General features: G+C 72.5%; 20 protein-coding genes. 10 read left to right on the top strand and 10 right to left on the bottom strand.

Features of this window, described 5'->3' with window-relative positions:
- Window positions 1-81: 81 nt before the first annotated feature.
- Together solA and NMK44_RS33505 are read right to left on the bottom strand one after the other, a co-directional pair.
- A complete protein-coding gene (gene solA, locus NMK44_RS33510; RefSeq protein WP_254750234.1) occupies window positions 82-1,263 on the bottom strand; it encodes an N-methyl-L-tryptophan oxidase in 1,182 nt (393 codons plus the stop codon).
- Window positions 1,264-1,645: 382 nt separating this feature from the next.
- The gene (locus NMK44_RS33505; RefSeq protein WP_254750232.1) at window positions 1,646-2,260 is read right to left on the bottom strand and encodes a TetR/AcrR family transcriptional regulator; all 615 of its coding nucleotides are present in this window, start codon (window positions 2,258-2,260) and stop codon (window positions 1,646-1,648) included.
- 306 nt (window positions 2,261-2,566) lie between these two features.
- Here NMK44_RS33505 and NMK44_RS33500 point away from each other — a divergent pair, with 306 nt between their 5' ends.
- The 6 genes from NMK44_RS33500 to NMK44_RS33475 are packed head-to-tail and all read left to right on the top strand — an operon-like array spanning window position 2,567 to window position 10,065.
- Window positions 2,567-4,741, top strand: a complete 2,175-nt coding sequence (locus NMK44_RS33500) for an acetate--CoA ligase family protein (RefSeq protein ID WP_254750230.1) — start codon at window positions 2,567-2,569, stop codon at window positions 4,739-4,741.
- Window positions 4,738-5,544 (top strand): SDR family oxidoreductase, encoded by an 807-nt coding sequence (locus NMK44_RS33495; protein ID WP_254750228.1) that lies wholly within the window; start codon window positions 4,738-4,740, stop codon window positions 5,542-5,544. The genes NMK44_RS33500 and NMK44_RS33495 overlap by 4 nt, the downstream gene beginning before the upstream one ends.
- Window positions 5,544-7,139, top strand: coding sequence for a 5-guanidino-2-oxopentanoate decarboxylase (locus tag NMK44_RS33490; RefSeq protein WP_254750226.1), 1,596 nt, complete (start codon window positions 5,544-5,546; stop codon window positions 7,137-7,139). Before NMK44_RS33495 ends, NMK44_RS33490 begins: the two co-directional genes overlap by 1 nt.
- Window positions 7,136-8,293, top strand: coding sequence for an acyl-CoA dehydrogenase family protein (locus NMK44_RS33485; RefSeq protein ID WP_254750224.1), 1,158 nt, complete (start codon window positions 7,136-7,138; stop codon window positions 8,291-8,293). Before NMK44_RS33490 ends, NMK44_RS33485 begins: the two co-directional genes overlap by 4 nt.
- 54 nt (window positions 8,294-8,347) lie before the next feature.
- Complete coding sequence (locus tag NMK44_RS33480; protein ID WP_254750222.1) at window positions 8,348-9,433, top strand: S-(hydroxymethyl)mycothiol dehydrogenase; 1,086 nt, start codon at window positions 8,348-8,350, stop codon at window positions 9,431-9,433.
- Window positions 9,430-10,065, top strand: coding sequence for an MBL fold metallo-hydrolase (locus NMK44_RS33475; protein WP_254750220.1), 636 nt, complete (start codon window positions 9,430-9,432; stop codon window positions 10,063-10,065). Before NMK44_RS33480 ends, NMK44_RS33475 begins: the two co-directional genes overlap by 4 nt.
- 25 nt (window positions 10,066-10,090) lie before the next feature.
- Here the strand turns inward: NMK44_RS33475 and NMK44_RS33470 are convergent, their stop codons facing one another.
- Window positions 10,091-11,041 (bottom strand): LysR family transcriptional regulator, encoded by a 951-nt coding sequence (locus NMK44_RS33470; protein WP_254750218.1) that lies wholly within the window; start codon window positions 11,039-11,041, stop codon window positions 10,091-10,093.
- A gap of 366 nt (window positions 11,042-11,407) precedes the next feature.
- Here NMK44_RS33470 and NMK44_RS33465 point away from each other — a divergent pair, with 366 nt between their 5' ends.
- The gene (locus tag NMK44_RS33465) at window positions 11,408-12,793 is read left to right on the top strand and encodes an FAD-binding oxidoreductase (RefSeq protein ID WP_254750323.1); all 1,386 of its coding nucleotides are present in this window, start codon (window positions 11,408-11,410) and stop codon (window positions 12,791-12,793) included.
- Between the two features lie 42 nt (window positions 12,794-12,835).
- Here NMK44_RS33465 and NMK44_RS33460 read toward each other — a convergent pair whose 3' ends face one another.
- The 4 genes from NMK44_RS33460 to NMK44_RS42245 form a co-directional block, all read right to left on the bottom strand.
- The gene (locus NMK44_RS33460) at window positions 12,836-13,762 is read right to left on the bottom strand and encodes a cobalamin-binding protein (RefSeq protein WP_254750216.1); all 927 of its coding nucleotides are present in this window, start codon (window positions 13,760-13,762) and stop codon (window positions 12,836-12,838) included.
- A gap of 32 nt (window positions 13,763-13,794) precedes the next feature.
- Window positions 13,795-14,148, bottom strand: coding sequence for a ferredoxin family protein (locus tag NMK44_RS33455; RefSeq protein WP_254750214.1), 354 nt, complete (start codon window positions 14,146-14,148; stop codon window positions 13,795-13,797).
- Entirely contained in the window at window positions 14,129-15,202 is a 1,074-nt protein-coding gene (locus NMK44_RS33450) for an NAD(P)/FAD-dependent oxidoreductase (protein WP_254750212.1), read from the bottom strand. Before NMK44_RS33450 ends, NMK44_RS33455 begins: the two co-directional genes overlap by 20 nt.
- A gap of 99 nt (window positions 15,203-15,301) precedes the next feature.
- A complete protein-coding gene (locus NMK44_RS42245; protein WP_302888926.1) occupies window positions 15,302-15,433 on the bottom strand; it encodes a hypothetical protein in 132 nt (43 codons plus the stop codon).
- A 10-nt stretch (window positions 15,434-15,443) separates the two neighbouring features.
- Between NMK44_RS42245 and NMK44_RS33445 the strand changes: the two genes are divergently transcribed.
- Entirely contained in the window at window positions 15,444-16,022 is a 579-nt protein-coding gene (locus NMK44_RS33445; protein WP_254750210.1) for a TetR/AcrR family transcriptional regulator, read from the top strand.
- Between the two features lie 28 nt (window positions 16,023-16,050).
- Here the strand turns inward: NMK44_RS33445 and NMK44_RS33440 are convergent, their stop codons facing one another.
- Together NMK44_RS33440 and NMK44_RS33435 are read right to left on the bottom strand one after the other, a co-directional pair.
- Entirely contained in the window at window positions 16,051-17,253 is a 1,203-nt protein-coding gene (locus tag NMK44_RS33440; RefSeq protein ID WP_254750208.1) for an aromatic ring-hydroxylating oxygenase subunit alpha, read from the bottom strand.
- Between the two features lie 128 nt (window positions 17,254-17,381).
- A complete protein-coding gene (locus NMK44_RS33435; protein WP_254750206.1) occupies window positions 17,382-18,128 on the bottom strand; it encodes an AraC family transcriptional regulator in 747 nt (248 codons plus the stop codon).
- Window positions 18,129-18,227: 99 nt separating this feature from the next.
- Here NMK44_RS33435 and NMK44_RS33430 point away from each other — a divergent pair, with 99 nt between their 5' ends.
- Both NMK44_RS33430 and NMK44_RS33425 read left to right on the top strand, forming a co-directional pair.
- Complete coding sequence (locus NMK44_RS33430) at window positions 18,228-19,424, top strand: MFS transporter (RefSeq protein WP_254750321.1); 1,197 nt, start codon at window positions 18,228-18,230, stop codon at window positions 19,422-19,424.
- A 60-nt stretch (window positions 19,425-19,484) separates the two neighbouring features.
- Window positions 19,485-20,165: a hypothetical protein gene (locus NMK44_RS33425; protein WP_254750204.1), complete on the top strand. Its 681-nt coding sequence runs from the start codon at window positions 19,485-19,487 to the stop codon at window positions 20,163-20,165.
- 4 nt (window positions 20,166-20,169) lie between these two features.
- Here the strand turns inward: NMK44_RS33425 and NMK44_RS33420 are convergent, their stop codons facing one another.
- Complete coding sequence (locus tag NMK44_RS33420) at window positions 20,170-21,420, bottom strand: DUF418 domain-containing protein (RefSeq protein WP_254750202.1); 1,251 nt, start codon at window positions 21,418-21,420, stop codon at window positions 20,170-20,172.
- Between the last annotated feature and the right edge of the window lie 131 nt (window positions 21,421-21,551).

Raw genomic sequence — 21,551 nt, 5'->3', positions numbered from 1 at the left:
GGGGGGGCTCGGGTGGGGGGGGGGGGGGGGGGGGGGGGGGGCGGGGGGGGCCCCCCCCCCCCCCCGCCCCCCCCACACCGGTCAGGTCATCCAGTTGACCGGGTACTGGCTGTCGGTGAGCGCCGGCCGGTCGAGCCGGAAGGTGGTGTACGCCTCGGTGTCCGCCAGCTTGGGATCCGCGGCCAGCTCGGACAGCATCCGGCCCAGTGTCGGCGCGAACTTGAAGGCGTGGGCCGCTCCGAGGCCGACCAGGACGCGTTCGGCACCGGGCACCGGGCCGAGGATGAAGTCACGGTCCGGGGTCAGGGTGTACAGACAGCGCTTGGACCTGATGGGACGGCCGCTGAGCGGGAAGCGCTCGCCCATGAACCGGGTGAGCCGGTCCAGCAGGTCCAGATCGGTGCTGCCCGACCGCGCGTCGGCGCCCACCTCGGGCCCTCCGCAGTCCTGTCCGGCCTTCACGGTGGCCTCGCCGTAGCAGGGGAAGCCGTAGAAGCACGGTTCGTCCAGCCAGATCCAGACCGGGAACGACTCGGGGGCGAACGGTGCCGGATCCGCGGGCTTGAAGTAGGTGACCTGCTCCTCCAGCACGGTCAGCGGGATCTCGCGGCCGAGCGGGGCCAGCAGCGTATTGGCCCAGGCGTCGGTGCACAGCACCACCTGCCCGGCGGAGAACCGGCCGGCCGGGGTGTCCACCTCGACCCCATGGGCACCGTGCCGTACGGCGGTCACCGGGGTGTTGTCCCGCAGCCGCGCACCGGCCGCGACGGCCAGCCGCTGCATGGCGGCGGTGGACCGCGCCGCGGGCACGATGGAGGTGCGCTCCTGGTACATCGCGGTGGTGTCCTCGGGCACGGAGATCTGCGGCCACCGGCGCCGTACCTCGTCGGCGTCCAGCAGCTCGTACGGGATGCCCTCGGCGTCCAGGCTCTGCCAGTAGTCGGTCAGCGGGATCGAGGAGTCGCGCGGACACAGGTCCACACCGCCGGTGGTGGTGACGAACCGCTCGTCGGCGGAGCGCTCCAGATGGGCCCAGTCGTCGTAGGCGTGCCGGGTGAGGCGGACGTAGTCGGGCCGGTGGTAGCTGTGGCGCAGGATGCGCGAGGTGTCGTGGGAGGCTCCGCGGTCATGGCCGAAGGAGAACTGTTCCAGGCCGAGCACCCGCTGCCCGGAGGCGGCCAGGTGCCATGCGGTGGCGGAGCCCAGACCGCCCAGGCCGACAACGATGACGTCGAACGACTCGGTCCCGTGGTGCGCGTTCATGGATTGGCCTCTCGACGCGGAGCTCGTGCCACCCGTGTCCCGGTGTATGAGGCAGGAAGCCACGGTGGCGGAAGGGGAGCTCGGTAACTACTCGTGGTGAGGAGCTGGGCCCGGCGGCCGAGGCACGGGATGACCCTGCCGCGTGGCCCGCAGGCTTATCGGTTACTGAACGACGATGTAGTACGCGTTCCGCGCTTGTCAATAGCGGAGGGTCGGGCGGAGTGTCCGCCGTGTCCTGCGGAAGGCGTGCTCAGGCAGTGCTCGGGCAGTGCTCGGGCAGGCGAGGGCCCGGCCGGGGCCCGGGAAGCCGGTGCCGCTCAACGGAAGAGGGCTGGATTCGGCAGCGGCGGGGAATCGCGGCGGGGAGCCGAGGCCGCGCCGCTCAGTCGCGCTCCAGATCGGTGCTCTTCAGGCCCAGCTCACGGGCGACGATCTGGCGCGACCAGTCGGCCGCCTGCTTACGGTCCTGGGTGCCCCGGTGCACGATGGTCTGCACGGCCACCCCGTCCAGCAGAGCGGTGATACGCCACACCGCGCCCCGCGGGTCGTCGGTGGTGAACTCTTTCGCGTCCACACCGTCCTGGATGACCGCGGTCAGCGCCTCTTTCCAGCGCAGGTCCAGCTCCCGGCCGACCTTGCGCAGGGTGGGCTCCCGCAGTGCGCCCGCCCAGCCCTCGATCCACAGGGTCCAGCCCTTGGCCTGCCCGGTCGGCGCGTACCAGTCCAGCGCGGTGCGCAGCCGCTCCAGTGCGGTGGGCGCCCCGGCGGTGAGGTGGTCCAGGTGGTCCAGCTCGCGCTGGACGGCCCAGGCGAAGGCTTCGGCGATCAGCGTTTCCTTGTTCTGGAAGTGGTAGATCACCAGCGCCGGGCTGACCGACAGCTCGCGGGCCACATCGGAGATCCGCAGGGGGTGGATGCCCTGCTTCTTGATCTGGGAGACGGTGGCGCGAAGGATCTCCCCCCGGCGCAGACTCGGGTCCTTACGGCTGCGTGTCACGCCATGAGGATAGGACATGTCCCGCCGCCGCCCCCAGGGGTCTTCCGGTCGCGGCCGTGACCGGGTGCTGAACGGGCGGCCAGCGAAGTGTCCCGGGGTCATTGACAAAGTGCGAGGAAGAATCCACGATGCTGACGGATTAACTGTACGGCCAGTCAGTAAAGAGCGGACCGGAGCGGCGCTGCCAGGCCACCGGAACCCCGATGCCCCGGCCCCACCGGGTCCGCCCGCAGTCACGGCGCCCGGCGCTCCTTCTCCCCAGCGCCACCCTCACCGCCCCCTCCGCCGAGAGGAGCCGCAGCACCCATGCCCATCACCTCGCCCCCCGCCGGTACCCGGCGCACCGGGCTCGCCGCCTTCCGCGATCCGGCATCCGTGGCCGTCGTCGGTGCCTCGGCCAATCCGTCGAAATGGGGATACTGGCTGGCCCGCGGCGCCCTGGCGGGGCGGGACCGGAGGACGGTGCATCTGGTCACCCGCGGCGGTGGCGAGATCCTCGGCGCCCCCACCGCCGCCTCGCTCGGCGACCTCCCCGAGGTCCCCGAACTGGTCGCGCTCTGCGTCCCCGCCGCACACCTGGACGCCGTCGTCGACGAGGCCCTGGAACTGGGCGTACGCGGGCTGCTGGGCATCACCGCCGCGGTCCACGACGAGCGGCGGCTCGCCGCCAAGGTGGCCGCCGCCGGTGCCAGGATGATCGGCCCGAGCAGCCTCGGCCTGTTCGACGCCGCCACCTCCCTGCACATCGCCTGGGGCGACTTCACCGCCGGGGGACTGGCCGTGGTCTCCCAGAGCGGACAGGTGGGCAGTGAGATAGCCCTGCTCTCCCAGCGCTCCGGCCTCGGGATATCCCGGTTCGTCTCGGTCGGCAGCCAGCTCGACGTCACCATGGCCGACCTCCTGGAGGACCTCGTCGACCACGAGCTGACCCGTGCGGTCGGGGTCTACCTCGAGAGCTTCCACGAGGGCGGACGTGTTTTCGACGCCCTGCGCGCGCTGCGTGCGGCCGGTAAGCCGGTCGTCCTGCTCGCCGCCGGGGACAGCGAGGCCGGGGCCCGCGCGGCGCGCTCCCACACCAGCGCCCTCACCTCGCCGATGGAACTCGTCGACGCCGCCTGCCGGGCCGCCGGGGCCCTGCGCGTCCCCACCCCCGCGGCGCTGGTGGACGTGGCCGCGCAACTGCTGACCACCACCCTGCCCACCGGGCCGCGCGTCGCCGTCGTCAGTGACAGCGGCGGCCAGGGCGCCCTGGCCGCCGACCGCGCCACCCGGCACGGGCTGACCGTTCCGGAGCTCGGCGGACCGCTCGCCTCGGAGCTGGCCCGCCGGCTGCCGGACGGCGCCGCCACCGCCAACCCCGTCGACCTCGCCGGCGGAGGGGAACGCGATCTCACCAGCTACCGCGACGTGGTCGCGGCCCTCCTCGGCTCCGGTGACGTCGACAGCGTCGTGCTCACCGGCTACTTCGGCACCTACGGCCTGGACAGCCCGCCGCTGGCAGCCGCGGAGGCACAGGTGGCGCGGGAGCTCGGCGAGCTGACCCGGCGCCACGGACGGCCCCTGCTCGTCCACTCCATGGGCGCCCACAGCGACACCGCCGCCGTCCTGCGCGCGGCCGGTGTCCCCGTCTTCGCCACCATCGACTCCGCCACCACCGCCCTGGCCGGGGCCCACGCCCTGCACCAGCATCCCGGGCGGCCCCCGTACGGCACCCCGGCCGAGCGCCGCACCCGGCCCCGGGGCTTCTGGGACACCCGCGCGCTGCTCCGCGACGCCGGTATCGCCTTCCCCGCGGCGTACCGGGTCCATGACGCCGGAGAGCTCGAAGCCGCCGCCGGACGGCTCCATCCGCCTTACGTCCTCAAAGCCTCCTGGCTGGAGCACAAGAGCGAGGCGGGCGGGGTGGTGACCGGCCTCCAGGACACCGCCGGAGCCCTGCGCGCCTTCACCGGCATGCACACGAGGCTCGGCGACGGACCGTATGTGCTCGAGGAGCAGGACGTCCGCGCCGATGTCGTCGAAGTGATCGTCGGCGCGCGCCGGGACGCCCGGCTCGGTCCGATGGTGATGGTGGGCGCGGGCGGCACGGAAGCCGAACTGCACCGCGACGTGGTCACCGAATGCGCGCCGGTCGACGCGGAGCGGGCCCACGCGATGATCCGGCGGCTGCGCTGCGCCCCGCTGCTCGCGGGGTGGCGCGGACGGCCCGCCACCGATATCGGGGCGCTGGCCGACGTGGTCGCCGCCGTCTCCCGTCTCATCGCACAACTCGACGGTTCACAGGTGGAGTTGGAGATCAACCCGCTCCGGGTGGCACCGGACGGCGCCCTCGCCGTCGACGCCCTGCTCCTGGACGCGGCCCCCGGCGCCATCACCGACCGCCCCGACAACGACACCCCGGCCGACACCCCCGCCGACAGTCCCGACACCCACAGCGCGGCCTCCTCCAGCACGGCCCCCGACCCCAAGGGAAACCCATGAGCCACCAGATACAGGCCGACGAATTCACCGGCCGGACAGCACTGGTCACCGGCGGCGGATCAGGCATCGGCCGTGCCGTCGCACAGCGCTGGGCCGCCGGAGGCGGCCATGTCACCGTCCTCGGGCGCCGCGAGGAGGCACTGCGGGAGACCGTGGGCCTGATCGAGGCGGCGGGAGGCCGTGCCGACGCGGTGACCTGCGATGTCCGCGACGCCGCCGCGGTGGACGCCGCCGTGGACCAGGTGGCCGACCGCCACGGCCGTCTCGACGTCCTGGTCAACAACGCCGCGGGCAACTTCGTGGTGCCCGCCGAGGACCTCTCCCCGGGCGGCTGGAAGGCCGTCGTGGACATCGTCCTCAACGGCACCTTCCACTGCACCCGCGCCGCCGCCCGCCATATGCTCCCCGCCGGCCGCGGCGCCGTGCTCAACGTGATCGCCAGCTACGCCTGGCACGGCCACCCGGGCACCGTGCACAGCGCCGCCGCCAAGGCCGGTGTGCTCGCCATGACCCGCACCCTGGCCGTGGAGTGGGGCGGGCGCGGGGTGCGCCTGAACTGCATCGCCCCCGGCCCCACCGAGACCGACGGCGCCTCCGCCGCCCTGTGGCCCACCGAAGCGGCGCGGACCCGGGTCATGGGCAGCGTTCCGGCCGACCGGTTCACCACCCCGGAGGAAGTGGCCGAATCCGCGGCGTTCCTCGTCAGCGACCGCGCCGCGTACGTCACCGGCGATGTCCTCGTCGTGGACGGGGGCCAGTGGCTCGGCAAGGCGATCTACACCACCGGACAGGACGACCGCTGATGACCGACCAGCTCACCGGCGGGCAGGCGTTGGTCGCCGCCCTGGAAGCGCACGGCACGGACACCGTCTTCGGCATCCCGGGCACCCACAACCTGCCCGTGTACGCCGCCCTCGCCGACTCCCCGATCCGCCACATCCTGCCCCGCCACGAACAGGGCGCCGGTTTCGCCGCCGACGGCTGGGCCCGGGTCACCGGGCGCCCCGGGGTGTGCGTCACCACCACCGGGCCCGCCGTCCTCAACGCCGCGACCGCGGCCGCCCAGTCCTACTCCGACTCCGTCCCGGTCCTGCTCATCTCCCCGGGGCTGCCACTGGGCCACCCCGGCCGGGGCAACGGCTATCTGCACGAGGTCAAGGACCAGCGTGCGGCCCTCGATGCCATCGTGGCCTACAGCCACCGGGTCACCAGCGTCGCGGAGATCCCGCTGGCCGTCGCGCACGCCTTCGCCGCCATGACCGGCGGACGGCCCCGCCCGGTGCACCTGGAGATCCCGCTCGATCTGCTCGACGCCACCGCGCCGGTCGAGGTGGCCGTAACCACACCGGTGGCCCCGGTGGCCGCCGGACGGGCCCAGATCGCCGCCGCCACCACGGCACTCGCCGCCGCGCGGCGACCGGTGATCATCGCCGGAGGGGGCAGCAGCGGCGCCGCCCACTCCCTGCGCCACGTGGCCGAACGGCTCGGCGCGCCCGTGGTCACCACCGCCAACGGCAAGGGCACCTTCCCCGACGGCCACCCGCTGGCCATCGGCGCCGGACTGCACCACACCGCGGTACGCGAACTGGTGGCCGGAAGCGATGTGGTGCTCGCCGTCGGCACCGAACTGGCCCCGGCCGACCTGTGGTTCGGTCCGCTGGACATCCCCGGCACTCTCATCCGTATCGACATCGACGCGCAGGCGCTCACCACCAACGCGCTGCCGGACATCGGCCTCGTCGCCGACGCCGCCGAGGCCCTCAAGGCCCTCGGCACCCGGCTCGAGGCGGCCCGCACCACCGGCCCGGCGGACCCCGGACGGGCCGCCGCCGCACGCCGGGACTTCACCGCCGCCGCGCGCGCCGAGGGCGCCGACTACCTCGGTCTCACCGCGGCGCTCGGCCAGGCCCTGGGGCGCGACGGCATCCTCGCCGGGGACTCCACCATGGCCTGCTACTACGGCGCGCTGTCCAATCTGCCCGCGCACCATCCGCGTTCGTTCCTCTACCCGACCGGTCTCGGCACCCTCGGCTACGGTCTGCCCGCCGCCATCGGAGCCAAGGTGGCCCGTCCCGACGCGCCCGTGGTCGCCCTCCACGGTGACGGCGGTCTGATGTTCACCGTCCAGGAGCTGGCCACCGCCGCCCAGCTGCGACTGCCGCTCCCGGTGGTCGTCTGGGACAACGGCGGCTACGGCGAGATCCGCAACGAGATGGCCGACCGCGGCGACCCCGTCCACGCGGTCGATCTGCCCGCCCCCGACTTCCCGGCGCTGGCCCGCTCGATGGGCTGCCACGGGGTGCGCGCCGAGGACGCCGCACAACTGGCCACGGCGCTGCAGACCGGACTCGGCTCCGACCGCCCCACCCTCATCCACCTGCCAGGAGGAACACCGTGAACGCCGTGACCGAACCGTGGCCGCTGACCGAAGAGCAGCGCGCGATCATCGACCTGTGCCGTGACTTCGCCCGTAACGAGATCCGTCCGCGCGCCCGCGAGGTGGACGAGGCGGACGTCGTCACCCCCGTCGACATCTGGCAGAAGGCGGCGCAGGTCGGCATCACCGACTTCATGCTGCCCACGGACATCGGCGGCGGCGGGTTCACCGATGTCTTCACCCAGTGTCTGGTCCAGGAAGAGCTGTGCTTCGGCGACCCGGGCATCGGCAACCTGGTGTGCTCCAACGGGTTCTTCGCCGACCCCGTCCTGGAACTGGGCACCGAGGAGCAGCAGAAGAAGTGGCTCGGCCCGCTGACGGGTCCCGAGGCCCCGATGACCGCGCTGGCCACCACCGAACCCGGCTCGGGCTCCGACGCCGCGTCGATCAGGACCACCGCGCGCCGCACCGGCACCGGATACGTCCTCAACGGCCAGAAGGCGTGGATCTCCAACGCCGGAACGGCCAGGTTCTTCGTGGTGTTCGCCAAGACCGACCCCACCCAGCGGTCCAAGGGCGTCTCCGCCTTCCTGCTGGACGCCGATACCCCCGGGCTCACGGTCGGTGAGCCGATGCGGAAGATGGGCCAGCGCGCCATCGTCTGCCGTGAGGTGTTCTTCTCCGATGTGGAGGTGCCGGAGGAGAACCGGCTGGGCGACGAGGGCCAGGGTTTCCGCGGCCTGATGCGGACGTTCGACATCTCCCGCATCGTCCTGGGCGCGGCGGCCGTCGGCGCCGCCCGCGCGGCGTACGAGTACGCCCGCGACTACGCGCGCACCCGCGTCCAGTTCGACAAGCCCATCATCGAACACCAGGCCGTGGCCTTCCGCCTCGCCGACATGGCCGCCCGGATCGAGGCGTCCCGGCTGCTGGTGCTGAGCGCCGCCCGCGCGGTCGACGCCGGGGCCCCCGTCACCGGAGCGGCCGCCATCGCCAAGCTGACCGCCTCCGAGACCTCGATGTTCTGCACCTGGGGTGCCGTCCAGACCCTCGGCGGCTGGGGCTACTCCCGTGAGTACCCGGTGGAGCAGTGGATGCGCGACGCCAAGCTGGAGGAGATCGAGGAGGGCACCTCCGACATCATGCGCCTGGTCATCTCCCGCAACCTGCCCTGACCTGCTCCGACCACCACCCCCACGAATGACACCGGAAAGAAGAGGCTCAAGGACATGGCACACGAGGTACGAGGCGTGGTCGCACGCGCCAAGGGCGAACCCGTCCGGCTCGAGACGATCCTGGTACCGGATCCCGGACCCGGTGAGGCCCTGGTGAAGGTGCAGGCGTGCGGTGTCTGCCACACCGATCTGCACTACCGCGAGGGCGGTATCAACGACGACTTCCCGTTCCTCCTCGGCCATGAGGCCGCCGGAACCGTCGAGACGGTCGGGGAGGGGGTGACCGATGTCGCCCCGGGTGACTTCGTCATCCTCAACTGGCGTGCGGTGTGCGGCAACTGCCGTGCCTGCCGCCGCGGCCGTCCCTGGTACTGCTTCAACACCCACAACGCCCACCAGCGGATGACCCTCGCCGACGGCACCGAGCTCTCCCCGGCGCTGGGGATCGGTGCCTTCGCCGAGAAGACGCTCGTCGCCGCCGGCCAGTGCACCAAGGTCGATCCGGCCGCCGCGGCCACCGCGGCCGGGCTCCTGGGCTGCGGGGTGATGGCCGGTCTGGGCGCCGCCATCAACACCGGCGGGGTCGGCCGCGGTGACTCGGTGGCCGTCATCGGCTGCGGTGGGGTCGGCGCCGCCGCGATCTCGGGATCGGCCCTCGCCGGGGCGGCCCGCATCATCGCCGTCGACATCGACGACCGGAAACTCGCCACGGCCCGCGGACTCGGCGCCACCCACACCGTCAACTCCGCCACCGCCGATGCCGTCGACGCCATCCGGGAACTCACCGACGGCAACGGGGCGGACGTGGTCATCGACGCCGTCGGCCGGCCCGAGACCTATGAGCAGGCGTTCTACGCCCGGGACCTGGCCGGGACCGTCGTCCTGGTGGGAGTGCCCACCCCGGAGATGAAGCTGGAACTGCCGCTGCTCGACGTCTTCGGCCGCGGTGGCGCCCTCAAGTCCTCCTGGTACGGGGACTGTCTGCCCTCCCGGGACTTCCCGATGCTCATCGACCTGTACACCCAGGGCCGTCTGGACCTGGACGCCTTCGTCACCGAGACCATCGGACTCGACGAGGTGGAGCAGGCGTTCACCCGGATGCACCAGGGCGATGTGCTGCGCTCGGTGGTGGTCCTGTGAGCGGCGCCGCCCGTATCGACCACCTCGTCACCTCCGGCACCTTCAGCCTCGACGGCGGCACCTGGGACGTGGACAACAACGTCTGGATCGTCGGCGATGACACCGAGGCGCTGGTCATCGACCCCGCCCATGACGCCGAAGCCGTCCTCCGGGCGCTCGGCGGCCGCCGGGTCACCGCCATCGTGTGCACCCATGCCCACGACGACCACATCAACGCCGCCCCCGCGCTCGCCGAACGCACCGGGGCGCCCGTTCTGCTCCACCCCGACGACCTGGAGCTGTGGCACCGGACCCACCCCGGCCGGACGCCGGACGGGGAGCTGGCCCACGGCCAGGAGCTCATGGTGGCCGGGATCGGTCTGACCGTGCTGCACACCCCCGGCCACGCGCCGGGCGCGGTCTGCCTCTACGCACCGGCGCTGGACACCGTCTTCACCGGGGACACCCTTTTCCAGGGCGGACCCGGTGCCACCGGCCGGTCCTTCTCCGATTTCCCGACCATCATCGAATCGATCCGGAACCGGTTGCTCCCGCTGCCGCCCGGGACCACGGTCCGCACCGGCCACGGGGACTCCACCACCGTCGAAGCCGAGGCGCCGCGGCTCCAGGAGTGGATCGCCCGCGGCCACTGAGGGCCGGTGCGCGGGGCGGTGGCGGTCACCGCCCCGCCCCGGCTTCCGCGAGCCCCAGCCGGGCCAGCCGCTCCGCGGCCCCGGTGAGCGCGGAGAGCACCTCCGCCAGGTCCGGGGGCGCCGCCGCCTCGTTCCACACCGCGGTGTAGCGGCACATCGGGGCGTCTTCCAGCTCGAGCGCCACCAGTCCCAGCAGGGGATGGGCGGTGTAGGACACCGGCCGGAGCATCACCGTCGCTCCGGCCGTGAGCCGTGCGTGGGCCACGCTCAGCCAGGTCTCGTGGACCGCCGGTACCCCGCCCACCGACGCCGCCAGGGCGTGCACCGCATGCCAGTGTCCCGGATGGCTCGACCGCGGCCATGTCAGCCACTCGTACCCGGCCAGTTCCGCCAGCCGTACCCGGCGCCGGACCGCCAGCGGATGGCCGGGGCCCACCACCGCGCACCACGGCTCGCCGCCCACTTCATGCCCGGCCAGTCCGTCCACCCCGGACTCCAGCTCCAGACCCACCCCCAGATGCACCCGTCCTTCGGCCACCGCCGCGCGCAGACCCGTCTCGGTGTGCTCCTCGGTCCGCAGCCGCACTGCCGGATCCCCGGCGTCGAGCAGCCCGGCGGCACATGGCAGCAGCCAGTACGCGGCCGTCGGCGTATGGCCCACCTTCACCGTCCGGCCGCCGTCCTGCGCCCCCAGCTCCCGGGCCGCGCTGATGGCGTCGTCCAGGGCCCGCAGCACCGGCCGAACCCGGTCGTGCAACTCCCTTCCGGCGGCGGTCAGTTGTACGTTCCGCGTGGTGCGCCGGAACAGCTCCGTACCCACCGCGTGTTCCAGCGCCCGCACCTGGGAGGAGACGGCCTGCTGGGTGAGGTACAGCCGGGCTCCGGCCCGGGTGAAGCTCATCTCCTGTGCCACCGTCAGAAACGATCTGAGCCTGCGGATGTCGATCAGGTCGGCATCCGGTGTCTCGCCGCCCATACCCTTCCCCTCTCTGGCACACCGCCGGTGAACAGCGGTCCGGAGCCATGAGATCGCGGCACGTCGACGACGGTCTCCTGGTCAGGACCAAGCCTCACCCGCGGCGGGGGGACGCCACCACCACCTTGTCGCAATCGGACAACAACCCTCCCGGTACGGATGGCGACAGCGCGCCCCGGGCCACGCTGAGTAGGCGTACGGCGCCGTGCCGTGTGCGCCGCCCGCGGCCGTGCCGCGCCGCCGACCAGGCCACATTGCACGCTCGGGCGGCCGACGGGATGCTGGAGGTGTCTGCCCCGCGGCGTGCGCTCACCCGTCGGGCCGCTGACGGGTGTCCGGGCGCCGGCGCACAACCTGGAGATCGCCATGGACGCCGGAACTCTCGAAACGATGCGGACCTCGTTGCGCGGACCGGTCATCGGCCCGCGGGACGCCGACTACGCCAGCACCCGCCAGGTGTACAACGCCATGATCGACCGGCATCCCGCCGCCTTCGTGCCCTGCGCGGACGCCGCCGACGTCATGGCCGCCGTCACCTTCATCCGTGACCACGGACTGGAACTCGCCGTCCGGGGCGGCGGTCACAGCGGGCCGGGCCTGTGTCTGGTGGAGGACGGCGTCACGATCGACCTGTCGCCGATGACCTGGGTGCGCGTGGACCCGGAGGCCAGGACGGCCGAGGTCGGCGGTGGCAGCCACCTCGGCGACCTCGACCACGCCACCCACCCCTTCGGACTGGCCACCCCCACCGGCATCATCTCGATGACCGGAGTCGGCGGACTGACCCTCGGCGGCGGCCACGGCTACCTCACCCGCAAGTACGGCCTCACCGCGGACAACCTGCTGTCCGCGGACGTGGTCCTGGCCGACGGGGGCTTCGTCACCGCCAGCGAGACCGAACACCCGGAGCTGTTCTGGGCGCTGCGCGGAGGCGGCGGCAACTTCGGCATCGTGACCTCCTTCACCTATCGGCTCCACCCCGTGGACACGGTCGGGGTGGGCATGACGGTCTGGCCGGTCGAGCGCACCCGGGATGTCCTCATGTGGTACCGCGAGTTCCTGCCCCAGGCGCCGGACGATGTGTACGGCTTCTTCGCCCTGTTCACCATCCCGCCCGCACCACCGTTCCCCGTGGAGCTCCACGGGCGGAAGATGTGCGGGGTGGTGTGGTGTCACACCGGCGGCCTCGGCCACTTCGAGGAGGCGTTCGCCGCGGTACGCGAGCCCGGCCCCCCGGCCTTCCACTTCACGTCGCCGATGCCCTATCCGGCGCTGCAGAGCATGCTCGACCTGGTGATCCCCAGTGGCTACCAGTGGTACTGGCGGGGCGACTTCTTCGACTCCATCCCGGACGCCGCCGTGGACGTGCACCAGAAGTACGGTGAGCGTCTCCCCACCCCGCTCTCCCTGATGCACCTGTACCCGGTCGACGGCGCGGCCCACCGGCCGGGTCCGGATGACACGGCCTGGAGCTACCGTGACGCCGTCTGGTCCGGTGTCTTCGCCGGAGTCGACCCCGACCCGGCCAACGCCGGGGCCATCACCCGGTGGTGCGTGGACTACTGGGAGGAGATGCACCCGTACTCCATGGGCGGTTCGTATGTGAACTTCATGGGCGCGGGAGAGGGGCAGGAGCGGGTCCGCGCCACCTACCGCGACCACTATGACCGCCTCGCGCGCGTCAAACGCGCCTACGACCCCGACAACCTCTTCCACGCCAACCAGAACATCCGCCCGGCCGTCGCGGCCTGACCGCGCGGCGACACCCCGGCCACCGGTCGTGGACCGCGCCCCTCAGCCCGTCGTCAGCCGGTGCGCCTCACCATCGGTGACGGGGGCGCCGGAGGTGACGGAGTGCAGCACCTGGGCGAGGACCTCGGCTCCGCGCACCACCCGTGGCCCCGGCCGGTTGAAGTACGCCGGGCCGTCCACCACCCACACCTCACCCGCGCGCACGGCGGGCAGACCGTCCCAGCCGGGCAGCCGGAACAGCAACTCCCTCTCCTGTTCGGTGCGTTGCGGGCTGAAGCCGCAGGGCATCAGTACGATGACCTCCGGCCGGGCGGCGCGCACCGCCTCCCAGTCCACCGGTTCGGTGTGTTCGCCCGGCGCGGCGAGCAGCGGATCGCCACCGGCGTGGGTGATCTGCTCGGGCACCCAGTGGCCCGCGGGCCACACCGGGTCCAGCCATTCGATGGCGGCCACCCGGCGGCGCGGGCGCCCGGCGGTGGCCCGCCCCACCGCCGCCAGCCGGTTCCGCAGCACACGGCACCGCTCCTCCGCGACCTCCGGTACGCCCAGCTCCCGGCCGACCCTGAGCAGACAGTCCAGGACGTCGTCCAGGGTGCGCGGTTCCAGGCTGAGCACCCGTGGACCCGGACCGCCGTCGAGCACCCGCAGCGCCCGGGACACCGTGTCGTAGGAGACGGCGCACACATCGCACAGGTCCTGGGTGAGCACCACGTCCGGGGCCAGGCCCGCGAGCGCCTCGGTGTCCAGCGTGTACAGCGATGAGCCCCGGTGGGTGGCACCGCCGACCGCGTCGGAGATCTCACGGCTCGTCATGGCGTCGGTGGACAGGGTGGAGGCGGTGACCACCGGGACCCGGTCGACCTCGCCCTCGGGCCAGTCGCACTCATGGGTGCGGCCCACCAGGTCCGGGAGCAGGCCGAGCTCGGCCACGATGTCGGTGGCGGCCGGGAGCAGGGAGACGATGCGCATGTCCGTGAGCCTACGAGCCCGTCCGCCGGAGGTCACCCGCTGCCATCGGCCACCGGGGGCTCGTACGCCGTGACCGCCTCGGTGTCCACACCGATCGGCGGGCCCGACGACGCGCCGCCCAGGGAGCCGAGCGCGGTGTCCCGGCCGGGCAGGGGCCGGGCGAAGAACACCGCGTCCTCGGCGGCGACGGGGTCGGGCGCCGAGCCCCGCCACACCACCACGGGGGCACCGTTGGGACACACCTCGGCGCAGGCACCGCAGTCGATGCACTCGCCGGGGTGGATGTAGAGCTTGCGGTGGCCTTCGTAGATGCAGTCCACTGGACAGACCTCCACGCAGGAGCCGTCCATCTCATCCACGCAGCTCTCACCGATCGCGTAGGGCATCGCCGGTCTCCTTCTCCTGGGTGTTCCCGAACTGCCCGGCGTCATCCGTGGAGTGGCCGGGGAAGAGGTCGGCCGCGGGGTCGAGGCTGACGGCCGCGTTGGCCACCGCCGTGGCGGCCTCGCCGAAGCCCACGGACATCAGCCGGACCTTGCCCGGGTACTCCGTGATGTCCCCGGCGGCGAAGATGCCCGGCACACTGGTGGCCATCCGGCTGTTCACCACGATCCTGCGGTCCGCGATGTCCAGTCCCCAGCGCTCCAGTGGTCCGAGGCTGGCGGTGAAGCCCAGGGCGGCGATCACCGACTGACACGGGATCTCCTCGGTCTCGCCGGAGGTCCGGTCGACCAGACGCACCCCGTCGACCCGGGCCCCGCCGAGCACCGCCTCGATCTCCGTGTTCACGCGGATGTCCACGCCCGCTTCGGCCGCCGCGCGCACACCGGCCCGGTGGGCCCGGAACGCGGTGCGCCGGTGCACCAGGGTGATCCGCCCGGCGAGGGGCGCGAGGGCGAGGGCCCAGTCCACGGCGCTGTCGCCGCCTCCGGCCACCACCACCTCACGCCCCCGGTGCACCTCGGGGTCGGGGACGAAGAAGTCCACGCCCCGGCCGGTGAAGTGTGCGGCGGCCGGAAGCGGCCGGGGGACGAACCGGCCGATGCCCGCGGTGACGACGATGGCGCCCGCCGCCACCCGCGTCCCCCGCTGCGAGACGACCGCGATCCGCCCCTCCGGCGCGTGCCACAGGGTGTCCGCCTGGTGTCCGAGCAGCAGCCGGGGCCCGAACTGTGCGGCCTGCCGGGCCAGGCCTTCGACAAGCCCCCGCCCCCGGACCGCGGGGAATCCTGCGACATCGTGGATCAGCTTCTCGGGGTAGAGCGCGCTGATCTGGCCGCCCACCTCGGGGAGGGAGTCCATCACCGCCACGCTCAGGCCGCGGAAGCCCGCGCAATAGGCGGCGTAGAGGCCGACCGGTCCGGCACCCACCACCAGGATGTCCACGGACACCGGGTCGGCCGGGCTTTCCTTCGATGGCGCGGTGCTGTGGGCGTCCATCGGCGAACACCTCCTCCTGCTCCGAGGCATGTCGATCACCGTGACTTGCCTTCGTTCTGCGCGGTCATTAAACTGACCGCCGGTCACACTTCTGTTTCCTCACTCATCGGTGGTCCCTGTGGCGGCGAACCCGAAGTCGTCTTCGGCATCCGGCTCGAAGACGTCCTCGACGTCCGGACAGCCCGCGGTGCGGCGGCGGGCGCGCGGTATCAAGACGCGCGAGCGCATCATCGAGGTCGCCATGCGGCGCTTTGCCGACGAGGGCTACCACGGGACGCGGGTCGACCGTGTCGCGCAGGAGATCGGGATCTCGAAGGCGTCGGTCTTCCAGCACTTCGGGACCAAGGAGGAGCTGTTCGTCTCCGCGTTCCGGAAGGCCGTGGAGACTTTTCCCGCCTATCTCGACGCCCCGGACGAGGTGCTGGCCGAGGGTTTCTTCGCCACGCTGGAGTACTGGCTGAACCGGACCGAGGGGTACATCCAGGAGGACTGGGTGCCCTACCGGGTGGCCCTGCTCGGTTCACATGCGGTGGAGCTGTCGGTCAAGCGGGAGATCAACCGGTTCCTGGCGGAGGAGGACCCGTACGGCACCTTCGCCTTCGTGCGGTTCGGCGTCGAACGGGGCGAGGTCCGCGACGACATCGCCATCGACATGATCGTGGCCATGGTCGACTGGCTGGTGGAGCGGATCCAGGACGCACTGGTCACCGAGGAGCTCGACCCGGGGCTGTTCCACCACCCCGGCCGCGCGGGCGAGACCACGTCGGCCAGGATGGCCCAGTTCCTGGAGCTGGTGCGCAGCGCCATCGGGGTGCGCTGAGCGCACGGCCCGGGGTCCGGACCGTCGGTCAGTCATCTGCGAGCCTTTCCCGGACGTAGCGGCGGATGTCCAGGGAGTAGTCCTCCATCGGGGCGTAGTAGCCGGAGGTGAACGGCCGGGACGCCATGCCCCGCTGCACGCTCTCGCAGATCCGCCAGTCCTGGCGGTTCACGAGGTCCCAGAAGTCCACCGCGTCCGACGCGTCGAACTCCGGGCGCTCCATCTCGGCCGGATCGAAGAGGAAGTCGCAGGTGATGACCGTGCGATGGGGGCCGTCCGGCCACAGCAGGAACGCCGCCACATGGTCGGCGGAGCAGCTGAGGAACATATTCGGGTAGATCAGTTCGCCCTTGTGCCGCTCCCGTTCCTCCTCCGACAGCTCCGGGAACGGCCGGCGGTCGCTGGTGCCGGAGAAGGTGAAGGTCCAGGCGCCCTCCCGGTGGGGCACACCGCCCTCCCAGTCGAGCCCGGCGCCGCCGTCCTCACGGAACGCCGGGACCAGTTCGCAGAGTTCGGGATGGACCGGTCCGCAGTGGTAGCACTCGTTGTAGTTCTCCGCCACCACCTTCCAGTTGGCGGCCACGTCATAGGTGATCCGCCGTGCCGTCCGCAGCCGGCCGAGGGGATAGCGGCGCAAGTTCTCCGGGACAGGCCCGAGTTGGTCCTCCAGAGGACCCGCCTGTGCCGGTGAGAGGTTCACGAAGACGAAGCCGCCCCAGGTGGCGACGCCCACCTCGTGCAGGGACAGCTCGTCACGGCGTACACCGTGGCGTTCGTCGAGGAAACGCGCCTGGCGCAGCTCACCGCTGAGCGCGTACGTCCAGGCGTGGAACGGGCAGACGATGGCTCCCCGGAAACGTCCGCTGCGGCAGGGCGGTTCCCCGTCCGCGGCCTCGGCCGGGGGATCGGCGACGAGCTGGGCGCCGCGGTGGCGGCACACGTTGTAGAAGCCCTTGAGGGATCCGTCCCTGTCGCGGACGACCAGGACGCTCTCGCCGACCACGTCGACCCGGAGGTAGTCCCCACGGTCCGGCAGCGACTCCTCCCGGCCCACGCAGAACCACTCGCGGGTGAAGATCCGCTCCCGCTCACGCCGCCACGTGTCCGCCGAGAGGTAGGCGTCGCCGGGGAGGGTGCGCTCCATCGGGGTGTCGTCCGATGCGTCGCCGCCGACGTCCGGATCCGTGGCGGGGGTGGTGTTCGAGGCTGATACGGCACTTTTGTAACCCATGGTCACCTCATTCTCCGGGTGGTGCGGCCCAGTGTAGACAGAGATATTTCAAGATCGCACTAACTTTTGCGACCCGAGGTCAGTTAACTCGGCACACACCGCTTCGCGGTCCGGGAGCGGGCGGGCGCTCAGCCGCGGCGGTTGTGGGTGCCGGGGGTGTAGCCGAAGGCGCGGCGGAAGACATCGATGAACGCGCTGGTCGACGCCCATCCGCAGCGGTGGGCCACGGAGGTGACGGGCAAGCCGTCGGCCAGCATCCGCAGCGCGTGGAAGAGCCGTGACTGGGTGCGCCACTGGGGAAACGTCATACCCAGCTCGGAGCGGAACAGACGGCTGAGCGTGCGTTCGCCGACCCCCGTCGCCGCACCCAGCGCGGCCAGGGTGCGCGGGTCCTCCGGGTGGTCGTGGACGAGTGCGCACACGGCCGCCAGGCGCGGATCGCCGGGGGCCGGCAGATGGACGGGCGCTTGCGGACAGGCGCGCAACTGGTCGCGCAGCACGGCCCGCAGACGGCGGCGCTCGGCGCTGGTGTCCTCCGGCGAGCGGGTGTAGGCGAGGATCAGCTCGCGCAGCAGCGGACTGACGCCGAGCACGGTCGGGGCGTCCAGGCCGAGCGGGTTGTCATCGGGGGGCAGCCCCACCAGATGCAGGTCGAGGGTGCCGTGCGCACGGTGGGCGTGGACCGTTCCCGCCGGGACCCACAGGGCGCGGGTACCGGGTGCGAACCAGGTGCCCGCGTCCGTGGTGACGGCGACCACGCCGGACCCCGCGTAGATGATCTGGTGCTCGTCATGGCGGTGCGCGTCGATGCCCTCCCCGGCGGCCAGCGTCCGGGCGCGGGTCGGGGCCTTCGGCGTATGGCGGATATCCGGCATCGATTGGCACTTTATCGGAAGCGGGACACCCTGCCGCAGGCCCACGATCGAGAGGTGCCGACCACCAAGACCCCGTCACGCCACCGGCCCATCACGCTGATGTCCGTCGGACACGCCTGCGTGGACATCTACCAGGGAGCGGTGGCCGCGCTGGTCCCGTTCTTCGTCTCCGAGCGCGCGTACACCTACGCCGCCGCCTCCGGTGTCGTGCTCGCCGCCACCCTGCTGTCGTCCGTGGTCCAGCCGCTGTTCGGAGCGGTCACCGACCGCTGGGCCCTGCCCTGGCTGCTGCCGGTGAGCACACTGGCGGCCGGGACGGGCGTCGCCCTGAGCGGCCTCGGCGGCTCCTACCCCCTCACCCTCCTCGCCGTCGCGGTGACCGGCATCGGTGTCGCCGCCTACCACCCCGAGGCGGCGCGGGTGGCCCGTGAGGTCAGCCGCGGCAGCCACACCGGGATGAGCTGGTTCTCCCTCGGTGGCAACATCGGCTTCGCCCTCGCCCCGCTGCTGGTCTCCGCCGTCGTGGCCACCGCCGGGCTGCGCGCCTCACCCCTGCTGGCCGTGCCCGCCGTCGCCGGGGCCCTGCTGTGTGCGGCCGCGCTGCGGGCGGCGCGGCCACCCGCCACCGCGTCCGCCACCGCCCGCGCGGCCACGCCCGCCGGCCGCGACGACTGGCGCTCCTTCACCCGGCTCACCGGCGCCATCGTGTGCCGCTCGATCGTCTTCGTCGGCCTGAGCACCTTCATCTCGCTCTATGTCCGAGAGCGCACCGGCGGAGGTGGCGCCGCCGGTACCGCCGCCCTCTTCGTGCTCTACCTCGGCGGTGCGGTGGGCACCGTGACCGGGGGCCGGCTCGCCGCCCGCCACCAGCGCGTCACGGTCGTGCGGTGGTCCTACGCCCTGAGCGTTCTCGCCGTCGCCGGAGTGGTGTTCGTCCCCGGTCCGGCGCTCTACCTCTGCGTGGCGCTCACCTCGGCCGGTCTGTACGTGCCCTTCTCCCTCCACGTCACCCTCGGCCAGGACTACCTGCCACGGCGGGTGGGAACGGCCAGTGGTGTCACCCTGGGCCTGGCCGTCAGCGTCGGCGGTGTCGCGAGCCCGGCCATCGGCGCCCTCGCCGACGCCACGTCGCTGCACACCGCGCTGATGCCGCTGATCGCCCTGCCCGCCGTCGGCTGGCTCCTGCTGCGCACCCTGTCCGAGCCCGGCACCCTTCCGGCGGCCGCCACACCGGCGGCCGGGGGCGCGGACACCGCGCCGCGCGATGTCCCGGGCGGTGTGCCCGGGGCGAACTGAGTAGCCGTCTGAGTAGCAACGCTCAGGTCCCGGACCGGTGCACCGCCGCATACTGCCCCCATGACAACCGCTCCACACGATGCCCCGTGGTCCACCCCGGCCGCCCCCGGCCACCTGCCTCCGCCCCCCGACGCCCCGCGGAGGGGCCGACGGGGGACGGTGACCGCGATCGTCGTGGTGCTCCTCGTCCTGGCCGCCGGCTCGACCTGGTGGCTGACCCACGACGAGGACGGGTCACCGCTGGCCGGGCGGCCGCGGGTCACGGACCGCGCGGCGGGGCTGTCCTATGCCATTCCCGAGGGCTGGCGGCAGTCCGACGAGGACCTGGTCGACGCCTACACCTCCTCCATCAGCCGGCGTCCCGCCGCGGACGCCACGGAGGCCGGGGACGACACCGAGGAAGACGGCGGTGTGGTTCTCGCCGGACGAGGCGACCCGGTGCCGCGGTCCGCCCTGCGGCAGCGGACCGAGAGCGCGGCGCGCTCGAACGCGGAGTACTTCTACCCGGACGGCCGCTCGACCTTGGGGGAGTCCCGCGCGGTCGAGGTGGACGGCCGCCCCGCACACACGGTGTCGCTGACCGTCCGCGCCGCCGACGGCGGAACCGAGAACCACCTGCGGCTGACCCTGATCTCGGTGCGCGACGACCGCGTGGCCTTCCTCCTCGGCGTGGCCGAGTCACCCGGGAAGCCGGCGCGGCAGGAAGTGGACGCGGTGCTGGACAGCGCCTCGGTGCTGTAGCGGGTCACTTCACGCCCTCCGTGGGGCAGCAGTGGCGCGCACGCAGACGCCACGGAGGAAACGAGAGATGGGTGGCGGCCCGCAGCAGCCACTCCAGGGGACCGTAGGGGTGAGTCCGGACCCACCGGGCGGATATGCGCAGCTGAACGGCGTACAGGGACAGACAGAGGGTGAGGACGGCCAGGGGAGGCAACTGCCCGACGGCGGCGAATCCGTAGCCGGTGAAGACAACCGCCAGGACCGCCGACTGGCCGAGGTAGTTGCTCAAGGCCATGCGTCCGGCGGGTGCGAGCGCGGCGCGGAGCCGTGGCCCGTGGCCGGTGCGGAGGAGACGCAGGAGCGTGGCGGCATAGGCGGCGGTCAGGGCCGGGGCGGTGAGCAGATCGACGGCCAGCGCGTACGCCTCGTAGGGGGTGCCCGCCCAGTCGGCCTCGGCCCAGGCATAGATCAGGGCACCGGTCAGTCCCAGGGGGAACCCGACGCGCTGGACGCGACGCAGGGTGGCGCGGTGGGGCGAGGGTCCGGCGAGTACGGTTCGGGTGCCGGCGGCCAGCCCGAACAGGAACATGGCCAGTGCCGCGGGAGCCTGGAAGAACCCCAACAGGACGGCGGTGTCCGGCAGGTCCCTGAGGTGGGCCGAGACGACCTGGAAGGGGTCGCCGGCGAGGAGCGCCGCCATTTCGTGGGCATCGGCGGTGGCCGCGGCAGTGTCGAGTGTCCGCTCCGGCCCCAGCGCGGCCTGGAGGACACCCAGCGCGGCATACCCGGTCGCGGTCAGGGCGAGCAGTGTGGTGGCGGTGACGACGGCGGTGCGCGGGCGCAGCGGCCCCAGGGACAGCAGCACCAGGCCGAGCAGGGCGTATGTGGTGAGGATGTCGCCGGTGAACAGCAGGACGGCGTGCGCCGCCCCGATGACGAACAGCATGGCGAGACGGCGGAGGAAGGAGGCGGTGAACCGGGTGCCGCGCCGCTGCGCGGAGCGGCGTTGCAGGGTGAAGGAGTAGCCGAAGAGAAACGAGAACAGCAGATAGAACTTGGTCTCGAACAGGACGGTGATCAGCGAGCCGGTGATCGTGTCGAGCGGCGAGGTGAAGGCGGGGTCCGGCAGGCCGGTTCCGTGGAACGCGGAGGCGAAGTAGGTCGCGTTGACGACCAGGATGCCCACCAGGGCGAAGCCGCGCAGGGCGTCGAGGTCGTGGATCCGGGAGTCGGCGGTGGTCGGCGGCGCGGTGGCGGGAGGGGGAACGGGGTGCAAGGGGGCTCCTCATGATGCGGGCGGTTGTCGCCGCCCCGACGCTAGGAACCGGCCCCCGGTCCGCGCGTCCGTCCGACCTCCTGTTCTCCGGTGCGATCTTCGTCGCAGGTGGTGGGCGGGAGCGATGGACA

It is taken from the genome of Streptomyces cucumeris (assembly GCF_024295805.1).
GTDB lineage: Bacteria > Actinomycetota > Actinomycetes > Streptomycetales > Streptomycetaceae > Streptomyces > Streptomyces cucumeris.
The sequence above is the reverse complement of the archived record's forward strand: the minus strand, read 5'-3'. Positions and strand labels throughout refer to the sequence as shown.